Source organism: Mesorhizobium sp. M7D.F.Ca.US.005.01.1.1 (assembly GCF_003952545.1).
Lineage (GTDB): Bacteria > Pseudomonadota > Alphaproteobacteria > Rhizobiales > Rhizobiaceae > Mesorhizobium > Mesorhizobium loti.
The window spans coordinates 3,988,937-4,006,150 of sequence record NZ_CP034453.1; the positions used below are offsets into that span (position 1 = coordinate 3,988,937).

A 17,214-nucleotide genomic window follows, 5' to 3' on the forward strand; every position below is an offset into this window, starting at 1 on the left:
AAGTGGAAATTATACTCGTTTGAAGGCGAAGGCCAGCGGCGGTCTAATCGCGTCAAAGGAGACCGATCATGATCCAGTTGCTGAGCATCTTTGGCGATGTCATGCGGATCGCAACGTTTCAATGGCGCGACGAAGGACAGCGTGAAAAACGCCGCGAAGAGCCGACCTGTCCCGGCCGCTGGGCGCCTTCGGCTGACAGCCGGCCGTTTCGTCCTTTCCGTCCGTGATGGGAGTCGGGATTGCGTTCTCCAGTAGAAGCTCACATCTATCGCATGGGAAACGCGAAATGGAGACTGTGGTGCGCGACCGGCATGGACATGCGCATATCGCCGCCGGACGGCCAAAGCGCGGCCGCAACTGGCCCGGCCCGTGGCGCAAGACGCCGGGCCGTCTCCTCGGCACGTCGCTCGTGCGCCTTTACCAGCTGACGCTGTCCGGCTTTGTCGGCAATTCCTGCCGGCATCTGCCGACCTGTTCGGAATATGCGCATGAGGCGATCGCCCGCCATGGCCTGTGGGCCGGTGGCTGGATGGGATTTTTCCGCGTGCTGCGTTGCGGGCCATTTGGCACCCATGGCATCGACCGCGTGCCGGAAGCCTTGGCGGAGCGTTATGTCTGGTTCATGCCATGGCGGTACTGGCGGATCGGCAGCAAGCGTGGCGAAGCGCAGGGCTGATGGCGCCGGTCATGTCCCTCCGGCACTGCGCGTTTACGATCCGGTAGGGTTAATACAAGCCTGCACAAAGACTGCGCATTTGAGACAAAATCGAGACAAGAGACCTCGCTAAGCCGCTCGCGAACCCCCTTCTGGAGCGAGCAGAAAATGCGCAATTTCGACCGTCTTCCCTTTATCTTTGCCGGAATCCTGTTCCTGCTCGCCTGGCTGCTGGGATTTCCGCTGCGCGCGCAATCGGCGCCGCTGAAGGACGTTCAATGTACGGTGATCGCTGACGCGGCGAGCGGCAAGACGCTTTACCAGGATGGTGTGTGCGACCAACGGTTCAGCCCGGCATCGACGTTCAAGGTGCCGCTGTCGCTGATCGGTTATGACAGCGGGATCCTGAACGACGAGCACACCCCGAGCTGGGATTACAAGCCTGAATTCAACGCGGTGAAGCGGGATCAGAAGACCGTCGATCCGGTGGTCTGGGAGCGGGATTCGATCCTGTGGTTCTCCCGGGAAATCACCCGCCGGCTTGGGCCGCAGAGTTTTGCCTTCTATGTCTCGAAATTCGGCTACGGCAATGCCGATGTTTCCGGCAACCCCGGCAAGAATGATAGCCTGACCCAGTCCTGGGTGAATTCTTCCCTGAAGATCACGCCGGTCGAGCAGGTCGATTTCCTGCGCAAGCTGCTGGCCCGCAAGCTGCCGGTCTCGGCCAGGGCTTACGATATGACATTAGCCATCATCCCGACCTTCCAGGCCGGAGGCTGGACGGTGCAAGGCAAGACCGGCAGCACCAGGCTGCGCAACGATGCCGACAAGGTCCAGGACAAGCGCTCGCTCGGCTGGTTCGTCGGCTGGGCGCAAAAGGATGGCCGCCAGATCGTCTTTGCGCGGCTTGTCGTCGATACCAACCGCACCGATATGCCCAAGGGCCTCAAGACCCGGGCCGCGTTCCTGAAGGATCTGCCACTGTTGGTGAAATGAGTCTTATCTCTACGCAATTCCCGATTGCAAACCGCTGCACACTTTTCCTGGAATTACTCAGGAGCTTCGGCGGGCACGGATGATGTGACCGCCGGAGTTGGCGGTTGGTCCCTTCGGTGCCCCGGACAAGCGAGCAGCAATATCGCTGCGCTCGAGGTCTTCAATCTCGTCGAAGCCAAGCTCGCGCAAGGATTTCTCCAGGTCGGTGGGAACAAAGAAGCTGATCCATGGCTCCCCGACAGACGCGACGCGAGCCGCATGGAAGGCCAGGGCAGCTTGTCCCGCCGCATCGCGGTTCTCAGCCGGTTCGCTGTAGTCGAATACGACTTCCGAGCCGGGGACGCCGGCTATCCAGAACAGCGTGTTGAAGATCGATTCCTTCGTCAGATAGGGAACAACGCCCAGCCAGATGAAGAAGCTCGGCTCGGTCGACTGCAAACCGGCCGCAATCAGTTCAGCGGGCAGGCTTTGCCGCTCGAAATTGACCGGCACGAATTTGGTAGCGGGTGGCTCGGCAAGGCCGCTATCGGCGATGCATTTGCGTTTCCAGGCTTGCGTGGCCGGGTGGTCGACTTCGAACACGCTGAGATCCGGATACGGGTTGCGCAGCGAAAACGTATCGAGGCCTGCGCCAAGCACGACGAGTTGCCTGATGCCGCGACGGACCGCCGCCGCCAGCCAGTCCTCGGCAAACCGGGCGCGCGCGGTCACGAACAGGCGCATACGCCGGCTGCGTTCGTCTTCCTGCTCAAGCTCTTGTGCCGCGGGAGCAGCTTCACCCAGAATCGGGATCGCGTAGGGATCGCGAAACAGCGCTGCCTGCGGTGAAAACTGATGGAGTGCCCTCATGCGTGCGACGCCAAGGGCGGTTCTGCTGGGTGTAGCGTCTTCCATATCGACAATTCCAGACGATTGCGGGGATATTCGCAAGCTGGGTGACGGGCCTGCGACATCTTGGCGACATTTCCTCACGCTACATCAGTCAGTGCTCTTTACCTGGGCCGGCACTGCCTCTAAAACCCGCCCGCTGCCGGACGCATCCGGCTTTTCCCACGACCACCCGCGCTCGTTTGCGGGACTGGATAGGAGATATACATGCTGAATTCCGTTTCCCTGACATTTCCCGATGGCTCCATCCGCGACTACGACGCGGCTATGACCGGTGCTGGCCTCGCCGAATCGATCTCGAAATCGCTGGCCAAGAAGGCGGTCGCCTATGCGATCGACGGCACCGTTCGCGATCTCAGTGACCCGCTCGGCAAGTCCGGCAAGGTCGAGATCGTCACCCGCGACGACCCGCGCGCGCTGGAACTCATCCGCCACGACACCGCGCACGTGCTGGCGGAAGCCGTGCAGGAATTGTGGCCGGGAACGCAGGTGACCATCGGGCCGGTGATCGAGAACGGCTTCTACTACGACTTCGCCCGCAACGAGCCGTTCACGCCTGACGATTTTCCGGTGATCGAGAAGAAGATGCGCGAGATCATCGCGCGCAACAAGCCGTTCACCAAAGAGGTCTGGTCGCGAGATAGGGCAAAAAAAGTGTTTGCCGACAAGGGCGAACGCTACAAGCTGGAGCTGATCGACGCCATTCCCGAGGATCAGGACCTCAAGATCTACGCGCAGGGCGACTGGTTCGACCTTTGCCGTGGCCCGCACATGGCCTCGACCGGGCAGATCGGCAACGCCTTCAAACTGATGAAGGTGGCCGGCGCCTATTGGCGCGGTGACTCGAACAACCCGATGCTGACCCGCATCTACGGCACGGCCTGGGCCGACCAGGCGCAGCTCGAAGCCTACCAGACGATGCTGGAGGAGGCCGAGAAGCGGGACCACAGGAAGATCGGCCGCGAGATGGACCTGTTCCATTTCCAGGAAGAGGGCCCTGGCGTCGTCTTCTGGCACGCCAAGGGCTGGAAGATGTTCCAGAACCTGGTCAACTACATGCGCCGACGCCTGGACGAACAGGGCTATCAGGAGGTCAACGCGCCGCAGGTGCTCGACAAGAGCCTATGGGAAACGTCAGGCCACTGGGGCTGGTATCGCGACGCCATGTTCAAAGTGACGGTCGCCGGCGATGATACAGATGACGACCGGGTCTTCGCGCTGAAGCCGATGAACTGTCCGGGTCATGTGCAGATTTTCAAGCATGGGTTGAAGTCTTATCGCGATCTTCCCGTAAAACTTGCGGAATTTGGCAATGTGCATCGCTACGAGCCGTCGGGCGCGCTGCACGGGCTGATGCGCGTGCGCGGCTTCACGCAGGACGATGCGCACATCTTCTGCACCGAGGAACAGCTGGCAGCGGAATGCCTGCGCATCAACGACCTGATCCTGTCGACCTATGCCGATTTCGGTTTTGAAGAAGTCAGCGTCAAGCTTTCAACGCGGCCGGACAAACGCGTCGGCACCGACGAGGCGTGGGATCACGCCGAGGCGATCATGGGCAACGTTCTGGAGACGATCAGGGCAAGGTCCGGCAATCGGATCAAGACCTCGATCAATCCGGGCGAGGGCGCCTTCTACGGGCCGAAATTCGAATATGTGCTGAAGGATGCCATCGGCCGCGAATGGCAGTGCGGCACGACGCAGGTCGACTTCAACCTGCCGGAACGCTTTGGCGCCTTCTACATCGGTTCGGATTCCGAGAAGAAGCAGCCTGTGATGGTGCACCGCGCCATTTGCGGTTCGATGGAGCGCTTCCTCGGTATCCTGATCGAGCACTACTCAGGCCATTTCCCGCTATGGTTCGCGCCGCTGCAGGTGGTGGTGGCGACGATCACGTCCGATGCCGACGGCTATGCGACCGAGGTGGTGGCAAAGCTGAAGGCCGCAGGGCTGTTGGCGGAAGCCGATCTGCGCAACGAGAAGATCAACTACAAGGTCCGCGAGCACAGCCTAGCCAAGGTTCCGGTCATCCTCGTCTGCGGCAAGCGCGAGGCGGAGGAGCAGACCGTCAACATGCGCCGGCTGGGCTCACGCGACCAGGAATCGCTTGGCCTTGACCAGGCGATCGCGCAGTTGACCGACGAGGCCATGACACCTGATCGCCGCCGCAAACGCGCTGCGTAGTCGGCACAGTTCCGACGACATGGCGGTGGAGCGATCCATCGCCATTTTCATATCCCTGTCACGCCGACCTTGTAACGAGCCCCTATGCTCAAGCTGAAATTGCGCGAACGACCCTTTCCCGAGCTTTCCTATGCCAATCCGCGCCAGCCGGCGCTGACGCGCTGGTTCATTCATTCGGTCGAAGGCCTGTCGGGCCGTGACCGCTACACCGCGCTCTATGATTTCTGGCGCCGCCAGGTCGTGCCGACCGGTGAACGCGTGTTCAGCCGCATGCTCGACCTGATCGACGTCCGGGTGCGGACATCAGATCAATGGCCGCCCGCACAATTGCCGGATACGCCGCTGGTGATCGTTGCCAATCATCCCTTCGGCATCGGTGACGGCATTGCCGTGCTGTCGCTGGCCGAGCAGCTCGGACGACCGTTCCGGGTGATGATCCACAAGGATCTGCTCAAGATCCGCGAGATGGAGCCTTACTCGCTGCCGATCGACTTCTCCGAGACCAAGGACGCGCTCAAGAACAACATGGCCGTGCGCCATGAAGCGGTGCGGTTGCTGAAAGAGGGCGTCACCATCGTGGTGTTTCCGGCCGGCGGTGTCGCCACCGCGCCGAAGGGCTTTGGCCGGGCGCGCGACCTGCCGTGGAAGATGTTTCCGGCCCGTCTCGTCCAGGACGCCAAGGCGTCGGTCATTCCGATGCATTTTTCCGGGCAGAACGGCAGGCTGTTCCATCTGGTCAGCGGGCCGATGAACATGGCCGAGCGCGACGGCCGGGTGGCGAAATTCGTCGGCAAGGCCTCGCTGACCTTGCGCACGTCGCTGCTCATCCATGAATTCGCGCGGCTGTCCGGCAAGGCGATCGACGTGCGCGTCGGCGATGTGCTGAACTGGAGCGAACTGGAGCCGTTGCGCGACCGCAAGGCGTTGCTCGACCGGCTTTATCGCGGCGTGTTCGACCTGGCGCCAGTCGTGGCGCGCCGGCGCATTCCGTTCCTGCCGGCGCGGACCAAGCTGGCGGCCTGAAGTCAGAAGCGGTTAGTCCGCGCCTTCTTCAGGATCCATCGCCGCGGCCTCGGTGGCCAGAACCTCGATCTCCTGGTTCTGGCCGGCCACGACCGTAAAATCCTTCTGATAGATGCGGTCGCGGTTCTTGGCGATGATGGTGTAGTCGCCCTCGGCCAGCACCATCGAGGCGAAGGCGCCGACGGTTTCCTTGATCGGATCGCCGGATTCGTTGAGCAGCGACCAGGAGGTATCGGCGATCGCCTCGCCACCGGTTTCGCGCACCAGCTTCATCGTGATCTCGGCGGCATGGTGCTCGACGGTGGCTTCGGTCAGCTTGCCGGCCTCGACGCGGATGTCGGAGCGGATGACCGCATTGACCGCGCCATAGGTCGAGACGACATGGTAGATGCCGGCGTTGAGCCGCACGACACTGTTGGGCTCGACGTCGGGAATGATCAGCGCGCGGTCGCCATTGGCCTCGGCGGTGCCCTCGTAGATCGAAAAGCGCAGGTTCTTCGGTGGAATGCGCACGCCGCCGGACAGAACGGCGTCGAGCTTGAGGCCGCCGGCATCGAGCACGAGGCTTTCGCGCTTGGCATCCTTGCCGACGGTGATACGCTTGGTGGCGCCGGCCCGGCCGTAGGAGGCATGAACCAGATAGCTGCCGGGTTCGAGCTGGAAGACGGCGGTGCCGCCATGGGAGGAAGCGACCATCGGCAATTTGCCGTTGACGGCTTCGGGCTTGAAGACCCGCCAGACGATGCCGCGCGTGATGTCGGAACCCTTGTCCGTCAACTGGGCGGACAGTGTGATGGCGCCGCCGCCGCTCAACGCCAGCGATGTCTCGCCTTTCGGCGTCGCGTAGCTTGAAATTCCCGGAAGCTTCAGGTCACTGACACCGTCGACGTTCTGCGCTATGGCGAACGAAACCGGCGCCATCAACAGCAGGGCGCCGAGCCAGATCAGGAAAAGACGGACAGTCCCCTCAAACATGCCTTGCGTTGAAGCCCATGGCGGTGGCAATTTCAAGGCTTAAGAGTCCGATCGATAGGACTCTTCCGTCCGGCGTATCCCGCGCCAATGCCCGAGCCGCCCGAATTCCCGATGGTGCGCTTCAGCTCAAAACAGAATGTCTAGGAGACTTGCGCCCATGGCGTCGCCGATCATCGATTTCCTGCTGACCCGAAACTCCGCGCCAATTCCGGATCTGAAGGAGCCGGCGCCGAGCGATACGGAAATCGCAACGATGATCGCCGCTGCCTCACGGGTGCCCGACCATGGCCGATTGGAGCCCTGGCGCTTCATCGTCTACCGTGGCGAAGCGCGCGTCGAGACCGGCAGGCAACTGGCAGCCCTTGCCGAGCAGCGGGAGGGGCCCTTGCCAGAAGGCCGCCGCAACCAGGAACTGGCGCGGTTCTCGCGCGCGCCGCTGGTGATCGGCGTCGTATCTATCCCCAGGGAGAATCCAAAAATCCCGCAATGGGAAATGTTCCTGTCGGGCGGTATGGCGGCGATGAACCTGATGATAGCAGCCAACGCGCTGGGTTATGGCACCAACATGATCAGCAACTGGTATTCCGATGTACCGGAGGGCCGGGCGCTGCTAGGATTGGCGCCGCAGGAGCGGGTCATCGGCTTTATCCATATCGGCTCTTATGCCGGCCCGGCGCCGGAGCGGCCACGGCCCGATCCGGCAAAGCTTTACGGCGACTATTCGGGACCATGGAACGGCTGAATGTTTTATGAGCCTTCAAAGGGCCATGGCCTGCCACACGACCCGTCGAAGGCGATCGTGGCACCGCGTCCGATCGGCTGGATTTCGACGCTGAACAAAGCTGGTGAGATCAACCTCGCTCCGTATTCTTTCTTCAATGCCGTTTCGACGCGGCCGTTCATCGTCTGGTTCTCCTCCGAAGGCGAGAAGGACAGCGCCTCCTTTGCCCAGGAAACCGGCGAGTTTGTCGCCAATCTGGTCAGTCGCGATCTTGCGGAGAAGATGAACCGCACATCCGTCAGCGCACCGCGCGGCGTCAACGAGTTCGTCTACGCCGATCTTGCCATGGCGCCGTCGCGCCTGGTCGCGCCGCCGCGCGTGGCGGCAGCGCCTGCAGCGCTCGAATGCCGGGTGACGGAGGTCTTTCGGCCAAAGGCGCTGGACGGATCGCCGACAAGTGCCGTCGTCGTCGCCGGTGAGGTGGTCGGCGTGCATATCGACGACGCCTTCCTGACAGACGGCCTGTTCGACATCACCAAAGCCGGCAATGTCGCTCGTCTCGGCTACATGGACTATGCCAGCGTCGACGAGGTGTTTTCGATGCGAAGGCCGCGCTGGGACAAGGACTAGGTCTTAGGTTCGGCCGCCGTCCGCCGCGTCGCCGGATTCAATAGCCGTGGGCACGCAAAAGCGATTCCCCTTTATCTGAACACACGCTAAGAGAGCGGCTTCGGCGATGCGTTGGGGTTACGCATCGACCTTGGGGATATTGCGGGGCGCGGGCGACATGAAGAAACGAGACTCGCTGGGAACCCGGCTGCGCTATTGGTTCGACAAGAGCATGGCCGCCGGCCCGATCGCGCTGATCGGCTGGCTCGCCATTGTTTCCCTGCTGATCATCATCGCCGCCGCTGGCTTCCTTGCGGTGACCCGCATCGCGCCGGAAGGCGGCGAGCCGCTGAACTTCGTCGAAGCGTTCTGGGAATCGCTGATGCGCACGCTCGATTCCGGCACGATGGGCGGTGACACAGGCTGGGCCTTCCGCCTCGTTATGCTGTTTGTCACGCTTGCCGGTATCTTCGTCGTGTCGGCCCTCATCGGCGTGCTTAGCGCCGGCGTCGACAGCAAGCTCGACGAACTGCGCAAGGGCCGTTCGCGGGTGCTGGAGACCGATCACACCATCATCCTCAACTGGTCGCCGTCGATCTTCGATGTCATCTCCGAACTCGTCATTGCCAATGCCAGCCGCCGCCGTCCGCGCATCGTCGTCATGGCCAATATGGACAAGGTCGAGATGGAGGACGAGATCGCGGCCAAGGTCGGCAAACTGGGTAACACGCGCATCATCTGCCGCAGCGGCGACCCGACCGATCTCTATGATCTGGTCATCGTCAATCCGCAGACCTCGCGGTCGGTCATCGTGCTGTCGCCGGACGGCGACGACCCGGATTCGCAGGTCATCAAGACGGTGCTGGCGCTGGTCAACGATCCGAACCGGCGCACCGCCCCCTACAACATCGCCGCTGAGATTCGCGATGGCAAGAATGCCGAGGTCGCCCGGGTCGTCGGCGGAGCCGAGGTGCAACTCGTGCTAGCCGACCAGCTGATCTCGCGCATCGTCGTGCATTCGAGCCGGCAGTCAGGTCTCAGCGGCGTCTATTCGGAGCTGCTCGATTTCGACGGCTGTGAAATCTACACGACCGAGCAGCCGGACCTCACCGGCAAAAGCTTCGGCGAGGCGGTCATGGCGTACGAGCACTGCGCGCTGATCGGGCTTTGCGACCGCGAGGGCCGCGTCAATCTCAACCCGCCGTCGGATCTGGTGATCGGCAAGGACATGCGCGCCATTATCATCGCCGAGGACGATGCCGCGATAAAGCTGGGAAGCACTGGGATCAAGATCGATGCGGCGGCGATCCTCGGCCCGCGGTCCATCAAGGCGAAGCCGGAGCGGACGCTGATCCTCGGCTGGAACCGGCGCGGTCCGATCATCACCTATGAACTGTCGCGCTATGTCGCGCCTGGGTCGATCCTGACGATCGCCGCCGATACGCCCGGCCTCGAACAGGAAGTTGCCGAACTGCCGGTCGCGGGCGACAATCTGTCGGTATCCTGCCGCGTCACCGACACGTCGAGCAGCACCGCGCTGGCAAGCCTGGACGTGCCTTCCTACGACCACGTGCTCGTCCTCGGCTACAGCGAAACCATGGCAGCGCAGCCGGCCGATACGCGCACGCTGGTGACGCTGCTGCATCTGCGCAAGATCGCAGATGATGCCGGCATGCACATCAGCATCGTCAGCGAGATGATCGACGTGCGCAACCGAGAGCTTGCGGCGGTGACCAAGGCCGATGATTTCGTCGTCAGCAACCGGCTGGTCAGCCTGATGCTGGCGCAGGCATCCGAGAATCAGTACCTCGCTGCGATCTTCGACGACCTGCTCGACGAGAAGGGTTCTGAAATATACATGCGTCCGGTCGCCGACTATGTCGCCATCGACCAGCCGGTGACCTTCTGGACGATCGCGGAATCGGCGCGGTTGCGCGGCGAAATCGCCATAGGTTACCGGCGCATCCGCGCCGGAGAGGCCGACCAGCGGGCGCTGGGCGGCGTCACCGTCAACCCGCTGAAGTCGGAAGCACTCGCCTATCTGCCGGAGGACCGGATCATCGTGCTGGCGCGGGACTGAGGGCCGTGCCGGCACTCGTCCGCCGCCTGGCTGTCATGACGGCGCGCACGTAGCCGGGCTCGCCGATGCGAATGCTCCCATCGGGGAGGCCGAGTATGCGGTCGAGAGCGATCTCGTAGAGCCTGACGCGTGTCTCCAGGGCTTCGATGGCGACGTCCATGTCGGCGTCGGTGCCGCCGGCGAATGCCTTGGCAATGATGTCGTGAGTGGCCATGCCGAACTGCATGACGATGTCGGCGACACCCTCCGGGTCGAATGTCCTGAAGGTGCCGTCTTCGATGCCTTGCCTGATGATCTTGACCAGCAAGGGTGAAAACGACGCGCTGGCGGCCAGGTTGATGCGGTGGAAAAGCACCAGGTTCTCCGGCCGAAACAGCGTTTCGAAAAGAGCCCAGGCTTCCGGTGCAGTCTCGATCTTGGCCCGCCGCGACTGGGCAAGCAGGCCATTCAGGCGGCTGAGCGGATCGAGATCGGGATCGTCGAGTATGTCCTGGACTCCAGCCAATGCCTGTCTCGCGAAGCGCTCGGCCAGCGCCACCAGAAGAGCGTCCTTGGAGGCAAAGTAATGATAGAAGGCGCCCTTCGAGATGCCGGCAGCCGCAATCACGTCGTTGAGGCTCGCTTTGTCGTAGCCCTGCGTCAGGAACAGGGCCTGGGCATGATCCAGAAGTTCTTCTCGCCTGAGCTCAGGATGCTTGATGACACGGGGCATGACAAAAGCTTCTGCACGCGATGGCCGCTCTCGTCCAGATGCGTGATGGTCCTCGATCCACTTGAATGGTAGACCGTCGGTCGGTATAATAGACCAGTGGTCTAAGGTTTGTTGAGATTCAGGATTCCCCCTGAGCTTGGATTGTGATTCAAGCTTTGGATGGAACGACTTGTTTTGACGGACGCCCAATGGGCAAAGATGGAACCGCATTGTCTGGGTAAACCAACCGATCCCGGACGAAGTGGTGGTGACAATCGCCGCTTCATCGAAGCGTTGCTTTGGATTGTGCGGACAGGAAGTCCGTGGCGCGACCTTCCAGCCTTCTTCGGGAGCTGGAACACCGTTTTCAAGCGCTACCGCGACTGGGTCAAAGCTGATGTTTTCATTCGGCTTTTCGAGGCGTGTTCGGATGAACCGGACATGGAATACGCCATGGTTGATGCCACCATCGTCAAGGTTCACCGCCATGGACAGGGCGCAAAAGGGGGACTCAAAGCCAGGCCATAGGCCGCTCCAAGGGCGGCATGACCACCAAAATCCTGGCACTCACCGATGCACTTGGCAATCTTGTGCGCTTTGCTCTTTTGCCCGGCCAACGGTTCGATACCGTGGGTGTCGCACCGCTCATCGATGGTGTCTGCTTCGGCGGCTTGATCGCCGACAAAGCCTTCGACAGCAACACCATCATTGCCGACCTGAATGAGCGCGGCGCCAGGATCGTTATTTCACAGCACTCACGTCGTACTTTTCCCCTGCCGCTCGACAAGGAACTCTACAAATGGCGCCACCTGATCGAGAACTTCTTCGCCAAACTCAAGGAATTCAAGCGTATCGCCATGCGCGCCGACAAAACTGACCAGAGCTTCGCAGCCTTCATCAATCTCGCAGCCGCCGTCATAAACTCACGCTGAATCTCAACAAGCCCTAGTGAGGCCAATGCTGGCGGGGGCATATCGCGGAAGGTTTGTCATGATCTCGAAGTTGATTCTCCAGACGTTCGTGTGGTTCGGCGTCATGGGCGCCTTGCTCTTCCTGTCGGCCGGCACGCTGCACTGGCCGGGAGCCTGGGTGTTCCTGGTGGTGATGGTGGGGCTTAGCCTCAGCTTGGGCGTAGCGCTGGCCCGGCGCGATCCCGGCCTGATGAATGAGAGACTGAGCCCTCCCATCCAGAAGAATCAGACCGCAGCTGACAAGGTGCTGTTGAGCGTATTGCTGGCCGCTATCTTCGGTTGGCAGGCCCTCATGGGGCTCGACATCCGTTTCGGCTGGTCGGCGGTTCCCGTCTGGGTACAGGTGATAGGCGCGGCTGTCCTGCTGCTCGGCATCTGGATCTGCTATCTGACGATGCTGGAGAACAGTTTCGCGGCGCCCGTTGTGAAGATCCAGGACGAGCGCGGACAGCGCGTGATCACCACGGGTCCCTACAGCTACATCCGCCATCCGATGTATGCCGGCGCCATTCTCTTCTTTGCCGGCACGGCACTCCTGCTTGGCTCCTGGTGGGGGTTGGCGTCGGTGCTCGTGTTCATCATTCTTTTGGCCATCCGCACATTCATCGAAGAAAGCACGCTTCGGACTGGCCTGCGAGGCTATGACGACTATGCGGCCCATGTTCGCTACCGCCTGATTCCATTGGTCTGGTAGCGATTCGGGCGCTCAGGCGGAAACACCTGCCGCCTTTGCCCGCGCCAGAAGTCGTTCGGCCAGTCGCAGATGCGGGCGGTCGTACATCTTGCCGTCGATGCCGACGACGCCGGGATTTCCCGCTGCCGCGAACGCGGCGACGATTGCCGCCGATTGTCTCACGGCCTCGCCCGACGGCGTGAAGGCGGCGTTGATGACCGACACCTGAGCGGGGTGGATCGCCATCTTGCCGGTGAAGCCATCGCGCTCGGCTTCCATGCATTCCGCTTGGAAGGCCGCCATGTCGCGAAAATTCGGGAAGACGGTGTCGATCGCCGCGACCTCCGCCGCACCAGCGGCAAGTATTGTCATGGTGCGGGCGTGACGGAACACGTCCGTGTAGCGGCCATGTTCGTCGCGGGCCATGCGTGCGCCGATCGCCGCCGACAGGTCTTCCGCGCCCCAGGTGAGACCGGCAAGCCGCGCGCTCGTCCCGGCATAGGTCGCCGCCGCCAGCACGCCTGCCGGCGTTTCGGTGATGATTGGCAGGATCTTGATCGCGCCGTCGGCCAGGCCGTTTTCAGCCTCGCGAACCCTGAGCTTTGCCGACAGGTGCTGCACATCCTGGCCGCTGTTCGACTTGGGCAGCATGATGCCGTCGGGCTTGGCTGAAACGAGTGCCGCCAGATCGTCATCCGTCAGCCCCGTCGACAGGTCGTTGACCCTGACGTAGATCGCCGAGCTGGTTTGCGCCCTGCGCTCGGCGATGAAGCGCGCCGCCACCTCGCGTGCCAGCGCCTTGTTGTGCGGCGCCACGGAATCTTCAAGATCGACGATGACCACGTCGGCACCGGCACCAAAACCCTTTTCCAGTTTCCTCTCGGAATCGCCGGGGACGAACAGCAGCGAACGCATGCGTCAGATCGCCTTCTTCAGCATCATCGCTTGCCTGGTGCATTTGGCGACGAGATCGCCATGCTGGTTGTAGGCGCGATGCTCGAATTCGACGATGCCGCGATCGGGTTTCGATTTCGACTCCCGCACCGAGATGACTGTCGTCTCGACCCGGATGGTGTCGCCATGGAAGACCGGATGCGGAAACACGGTTTCCTTCATGCCGAGATTGGCCACCGTGGTGCCGACGGTGATGTCATTGACCGAAATGCCGATCATCAGCCCGAGCGTGAACAGCGAGTTGACCAGCGGCTTGCCCCATTCGCTCTTGGCGGCAAAATCGAAATCGATATGCAGCGGCTGCGGGTTCAGCGTCATCACCGAAAACAGCATGTTGTCGCTTTCGGTTACGGTCTTACGCAGCGTGTGCTGGAAGACATGGCCGACGACGAACTCTTCGAGATAAAGCCCGGCCATTTTCTCTCTCCTCCACTGTTTGACGGTTGATAGGCGCTGCATTCAGGGCTCGCAAGCCAGTTAATGAACATGGTGAACCGTTCGTAAACCATTTCTGCCTACGGTCCTGACTGGGGCCAGAAACCTTCTGGCAAGGGGCGTAAGCAGGCGGGCATGGTTGTTGTTTCGCATTTCCTGAAATGGATCTACACCGCCAGGGTGTCGGAGCGCGCAGCCGCGGCCAGCGCGCTGGCCCGGGCCTATGTAAATTCCGACCTGCCATTCGAGGACCGTTGCGCCGCCGAGGCAGCGCTGACGCTGTTGCTCGACGATGCCTCGTCGAAGGTGCGTCTGGCGATGGCCGAGGCGCTGTCCATGAGCCACCACGCGCCATTGCAGATCATCAGCGTGCTTGCCTCCGACCAGCCGGAAGTCGCCGGCGTGGTGCTGGCGCGCTCGCCGCTGCTCACCGACGCCGATCTCATCAACCGCGTGGCCTCAAGTCCGAGGGCGACGCAAAAATTGATCGCCGACCGGCCGCTCGTCTCGATGGCGCTGTCGGCGGCCATCGCCGAGATCGGCGAGGCGGAAGCCTGCGCCGTGCTGCTCGCCAACAGCGGCGCCGACATCGCTTCGCTCAGTTTCCGCCGCATGGCCGAACGGCACGGGCATCTGCCTTTGGTGCGCGAGGCGCTGATATCGGACGCCCGCCTGCCTGCCGACTGCCGGCATATGCTGCTCGTCAAGCTCGGAGAGATGCTGAAAACGTCGCCGCTGGTGATGGCATTGATGGGCGCGGCGCGCGCCGACCGCGTCATGCGCGACGCCTGCGTCAAGGCTTCGGTGACGCTGATCGAGGGCACGCGCCAGGAAGAGCATGCCGCACTGATCGAGCATCTCAGGCTGCGCGGCGATCTGACCGCGAGCTTCCTCATCCGCACCATCGCGCATGGCAAGGTCGATTTCTTCGGCTCGGCGCTGGTCGCGCTCAGCCAGCAGTCCGAACAAAGGGTAAGAGCACTGCTGGCCGGCGGGCACGACGTGGCCTTGCAGGCGTTGTTCCGCAGCGCCGGCCTCGCCGCTGCCACGCACGCCATCATCCTGCGTGCGCTGAAGATCTGGCGCGAGGTCGCCAACGGCAATCGCGTCGCCGGAGTGCAGGAGGTCAGCTGGCTGATGCTCAAGGAAGTGGGCGGGCAATCCGCCGAAGGCGATCTCGCCGCGCTGGTCAAGTCGATCCATCTCGATGCGCTGCGCGAAAACGCGCGCGGCCACGCGCTGGCGATCGCAGCCGCTTAACCTTTATCCCTCGCGAAGAAATCCGGAAAATCCTCCATCGCCGCGGCGATGATACGCAGCGATGCCGCGATCTGCAGCATCTCGCCGGTGCTGTTTCGTTGGGCGATGCCAGCCGCATATTGGCGGGCGACGGTGACCGTCGAGGTCTGTGGATCGCCGGGGGCGCGGAAGAGCAGTTCGCGCGCCAGCCCCCTCAGGAAGTTGGCAATCGAAAGCGCGGTCTCGGATGGGATGGCATGGCCTTGGCTTGCGCTGCGCAGCCGCAGGATCTCCAGGCCGACGGTGACGGCGGCGACGCCGCCGCCTAAAACCGCATCGCCCTTCCTGCCGGCGTTCTGCACCAGCGGCATCAGCTGGTTGATGCGGTCATAAGCGAGGCTCTCGAAGGCCGAACGCCTCGGCACCCGCTCATGCAGGCAAAGCCGCGCTAGATCCTCGCGCATGGCGCGCACGATGCGATTGGCCGCCAGCCACGGATCGGCGGGCAGCACCAGGATGAAGACGCCGATCGCCAGCAGGATACCAACCAGCACCGATGCCGAGCCGGCGAAGAACGGGCCAGGATCGTAGGTCATCGCCTGATGCGGGCTGAGGAAAGCGAGGAAGTTGATGGCGAAGGCTGTCGCCACGCCGACATAGCGCGGATTGGCCATGGCCAGCGCCGTCGGCACCAAGATGGGCACGACAAACAGGACGAACCAGCCGAAGCCGGGCAGGGCAGGCATCGCGATCTGGCCGACCAGAAAGGCAAAGGGGAGCGCCAGCAGCGTTCCCTTGAAGAAGCCCCAGGCCACCTGTACCGGGTCGGGGCGAGCGGCAAACAGGCTCGATACGACGGCAACGAGAATGACCGTGCCCGCCGCTTCCGACCATTTCGTTGTCAGCCAGAAGGCCGCGACCAGCAGCGTGGCAAGGGCAGCGCGCACGGCATTGCGCGACGCGCCGGGGTAATCGCGATGCACCACCAGCGCAGGCTGCCTGCTGCCCCGGACCGGGCGCGTGGCAGGCGCGCGCAAGGCGTCGAGGCCGCGCAGTACCTGCTTGAGCGCCTCGGCGAAATCGGCGGCGATGGTGAGGCGGGTGATGGTGCCGACCCTGTCGTCGCCCTGGTCGGTCGAGGCATCGGGCATTTGCCGGGCCTTGGCCGAAATGGCGTCGAGCCGCGCCACCCAGGGTGCGGTGTCATCCAGTGCGCCTGACTTGGCCGCCAGTTCGCTGACAAGGGTCTGCAACTCTGAGCGCACCGGGATAAGTGCGGCGTTCTTTGGGGCAGCGTGCGAATGCAGCGCGCGTGCCGCCGACAGGGCCGAGAGCAGCTGTCCTATGGTGCGCCGGACCGGATGTGCACGCGGTGCGAAGCTCGGCGCCTCGAGCCTGGCATAGGCGCGCATCTCGCCAAGCGTCTGAGTGTCAGTGACCAGCTTTCGATGCAGGCCGGAGAGCGTTGCGGGATCGCCGCCGGAGAAAGCACCGCCGGCATAGGTGGCAAGATCGAGGATGCAGCGTTTCAGGCGCGAGATGATGGCGTCGCTCGCCAGTTTCGGCAGGATCAGCCGGCTGGTCAGGCCGGCGCAGACAATGCCGAGCACGATCTCGGCACAGCGTGCGACGGCGAGGTTAACGACGAGGTGCGGTTGTCCGAAGGCGGGCAGGCCGATGATCATCGCGGTGTAGCCGGCAAGGGCGGCGCCATAGGCTTCGGGATTGCGCAGCAGCGACGAGACGAAGGTGCAAATGCCGATCCAGACGGCAAGCACCGTCACCAGCACCCAGGGGTTGGTGCCGAAAACCGTGGTGATGCCGATCGCCGCAACGCCGCCGGCAAGCGTGCCGAGCAGCCGGTAGAAGCCCTTCGCCAGCACCATGCCGGCAACCGGCTGAGCGACGATGAACACCGTCATCATAGCCCATTGCGGGTGGTCGAGTTTCAGCGCATAGGCGGCCAGCAGCGCGATCAGGCCGGCCGAAACGGTGCGCAGGGCGAAAATCCAGTCCGAGCGCGTCGGTTGGGTCAACCCGGCTAAACTGGTTTCGAAATAGCCTTTCAGCCGCACCCAGGTCACATGCTCGTCTCCGCAACTGGAGCCCGTGTTATGGAC

Annotated in this window: 17 protein-coding genes; 11 read left to right on the forward strand and 6 right to left on the reverse strand. The window is 62.7% G+C overall.

From position 1 onward, the window contains the following. Nucleotides 1–68: 68 nt before the first annotated feature. From EJ076_RS19080 to blaOXA, 3 genes are all read left to right on the forward strand, one after another. Nucleotides 69–227 carry a hypothetical protein gene (locus tag EJ076_RS19080; protein WP_126068923.1) on the forward strand — a complete coding sequence of 53 codons (159 nt, stop codon included), beginning with the start codon at nucleotides 69–71 and terminating at the stop codon, nucleotides 225–227. 59 nt (nucleotides 228–286) lie between these two features. Then, the gene (yidD, locus tag EJ076_RS19085) at nucleotides 287–676 is read left to right on the forward strand and encodes a membrane protein insertion efficiency factor YidD (protein ID WP_164548684.1); all 390 of its coding nucleotides are present in this window, start codon (nucleotides 287–289) and stop codon (nucleotides 674–676) included. A 147-nt stretch (nucleotides 677–823) separates the two neighbouring features. Next, entirely contained in the window at nucleotides 824–1,651 is an 828-nt protein-coding gene (gene blaOXA, locus EJ076_RS19090; RefSeq protein ID WP_126068924.1) for a class D beta-lactamase, read from the forward strand. 57 nt (nucleotides 1,652–1,708) lie between these two features. Here the strand turns inward: blaOXA and EJ076_RS19095 are convergent, their stop codons facing one another. Beyond that, nucleotides 1,709–2,545, reverse strand: a complete 837-nt coding sequence (locus EJ076_RS19095) for an SAM-dependent methyltransferase (RefSeq protein WP_126068925.1) — start codon at nucleotides 2,543–2,545, stop codon at nucleotides 1,709–1,711. A gap of 201 nt (nucleotides 2,546–2,746) precedes the next feature. Between EJ076_RS19095 and thrS the strand changes: the two genes are divergently transcribed. After that, the gene (gene thrS, locus EJ076_RS19100) at nucleotides 2,747–4,723 is read left to right on the forward strand and encodes a threonine--tRNA ligase (protein ID WP_126068926.1); all 1,977 of its coding nucleotides are present in this window, start codon (nucleotides 2,747–2,749) and stop codon (nucleotides 4,721–4,723) included. An 84-nt stretch (nucleotides 4,724–4,807) separates the two neighbouring features. Next, nucleotides 4,808–5,746: a GNAT family N-acetyltransferase gene (locus tag EJ076_RS19105; RefSeq protein ID WP_126068927.1), complete on the forward strand. Its 939-nt coding sequence runs from the start codon at nucleotides 4,808–4,810 to the stop codon at nucleotides 5,744–5,746. A 12-nt stretch (nucleotides 5,747–5,758) separates the two neighbouring features. Here EJ076_RS19105 and EJ076_RS19110 read toward each other — a convergent pair whose 3' ends face one another. Beyond that, nucleotides 5,759–6,721 (reverse strand): hypothetical protein, encoded by a 963-nt coding sequence (locus EJ076_RS19110; protein WP_109671525.1) that lies wholly within the window; start codon nucleotides 6,719–6,721, stop codon nucleotides 5,759–5,761. 157 nt (nucleotides 6,722–6,878) lie between these two features. On the opposite strand from EJ076_RS19110, the gene EJ076_RS19115 reads away from it, so the two are divergent. The 3 genes from EJ076_RS19115 to EJ076_RS19125 all read left to right on the forward strand — a co-directional run bounded on the left by EJ076_RS19115 (nucleotide 6,879) and on the right by EJ076_RS19125 (nucleotide 10,131). Further along, a complete protein-coding gene (locus EJ076_RS19115) occupies nucleotides 6,879–7,463 on the forward strand; it encodes a nitroreductase (RefSeq protein WP_126068928.1) in 585 nt (194 codons plus the stop codon). After that, nucleotides 7,464–8,072 carry a flavin reductase family protein gene (locus EJ076_RS19120; RefSeq protein WP_109671523.1) on the forward strand — a complete coding sequence of 203 codons (609 nt, stop codon included), beginning with the start codon at nucleotides 7,464–7,466 and terminating at the stop codon, nucleotides 8,070–8,072. A gap of 157 nt (nucleotides 8,073–8,229) precedes the next feature. After that, nucleotides 8,230–10,131 carry a hypothetical protein gene (locus EJ076_RS19125; protein ID WP_126068929.1) on the forward strand — a complete coding sequence of 634 codons (1,902 nt, stop codon included), beginning with the start codon at nucleotides 8,230–8,232 and terminating at the stop codon, nucleotides 10,129–10,131. Here EJ076_RS19125 and EJ076_RS19130 read toward each other — a convergent pair. Continuing rightward, nucleotides 10,109–10,843, reverse strand: a complete 735-nt coding sequence (locus tag EJ076_RS19130; RefSeq protein WP_109671521.1) for a TetR/AcrR family transcriptional regulator — start codon at nucleotides 10,841–10,843, stop codon at nucleotides 10,109–10,111. The genes EJ076_RS19125 and EJ076_RS19130 overlap by 23 nt on opposite strands. Nucleotides 10,844–11,002: 159 nt before the next feature. Between EJ076_RS19130 and EJ076_RS19135 the strand changes: the two genes are divergently transcribed. Together EJ076_RS19135 and EJ076_RS19140 are read left to right on the forward strand one after the other, a co-directional pair. Beyond that, nucleotides 11,003–11,754 (forward strand): IS5 family transposase gene (locus EJ076_RS19135; protein ID WP_126068930.1). Its coding sequence is split into 2 segments (ribosomal slippage): nucleotides 11,003–11,333 and nucleotides 11,333–11,754, totalling 753 coding nucleotides; the frame shifts between segments, so codons are not numbered across the junction. A gap of 58 nt (nucleotides 11,755–11,812) precedes the next feature. After that, nucleotides 11,813–12,487 (forward strand): isoprenylcysteine carboxylmethyltransferase family protein, encoded by a 675-nt coding sequence (locus EJ076_RS19140; protein WP_109671520.1) that lies wholly within the window; start codon nucleotides 11,813–11,815, stop codon nucleotides 12,485–12,487. Nucleotides 12,488–12,499: 12 nt separating this feature from the next. On the opposite strand, the gene EJ076_RS19145 is transcribed toward EJ076_RS19140, so the two are convergent. Continuing rightward, complete coding sequence (locus EJ076_RS19145; protein WP_109671519.1) at nucleotides 12,500–13,381, reverse strand: CoA ester lyase; 882 nt, start codon at nucleotides 13,379–13,381, stop codon at nucleotides 12,500–12,502. A gap of 3 nt (nucleotides 13,382–13,384) precedes the next feature. Next, on the reverse strand, nucleotides 13,385–13,837 hold the full coding sequence (locus tag EJ076_RS19150) for a MaoC family dehydratase (protein ID WP_109671518.1): 453 nt from the start codon (nucleotides 13,835–13,837) through the stop codon (nucleotides 13,385–13,387). Nucleotides 13,838–13,990: 153 nt separating this feature from the next. Here EJ076_RS19150 and EJ076_RS19155 point away from each other — a divergent pair, with 153 nt between their 5' ends. Continuing rightward, nucleotides 13,991–15,115: a DUF2336 domain-containing protein gene (locus EJ076_RS19155; RefSeq protein ID WP_126068931.1), complete on the forward strand. Its 1,125-nt coding sequence runs from the start codon at nucleotides 13,991–13,993 to the stop codon at nucleotides 15,113–15,115. Here the strand turns inward: EJ076_RS19155 and EJ076_RS19160 are convergent. Further along, nucleotides 15,112–17,178, reverse strand: a complete 2,067-nt coding sequence (locus EJ076_RS19160; RefSeq protein WP_126068932.1) for an FUSC family protein — start codon at nucleotides 17,176–17,178, stop codon at nucleotides 15,112–15,114. The genes EJ076_RS19155 and EJ076_RS19160 overlap by 4 nt on opposite strands. Nucleotides 17,179–17,214 lie beyond the last annotated feature (36 nt).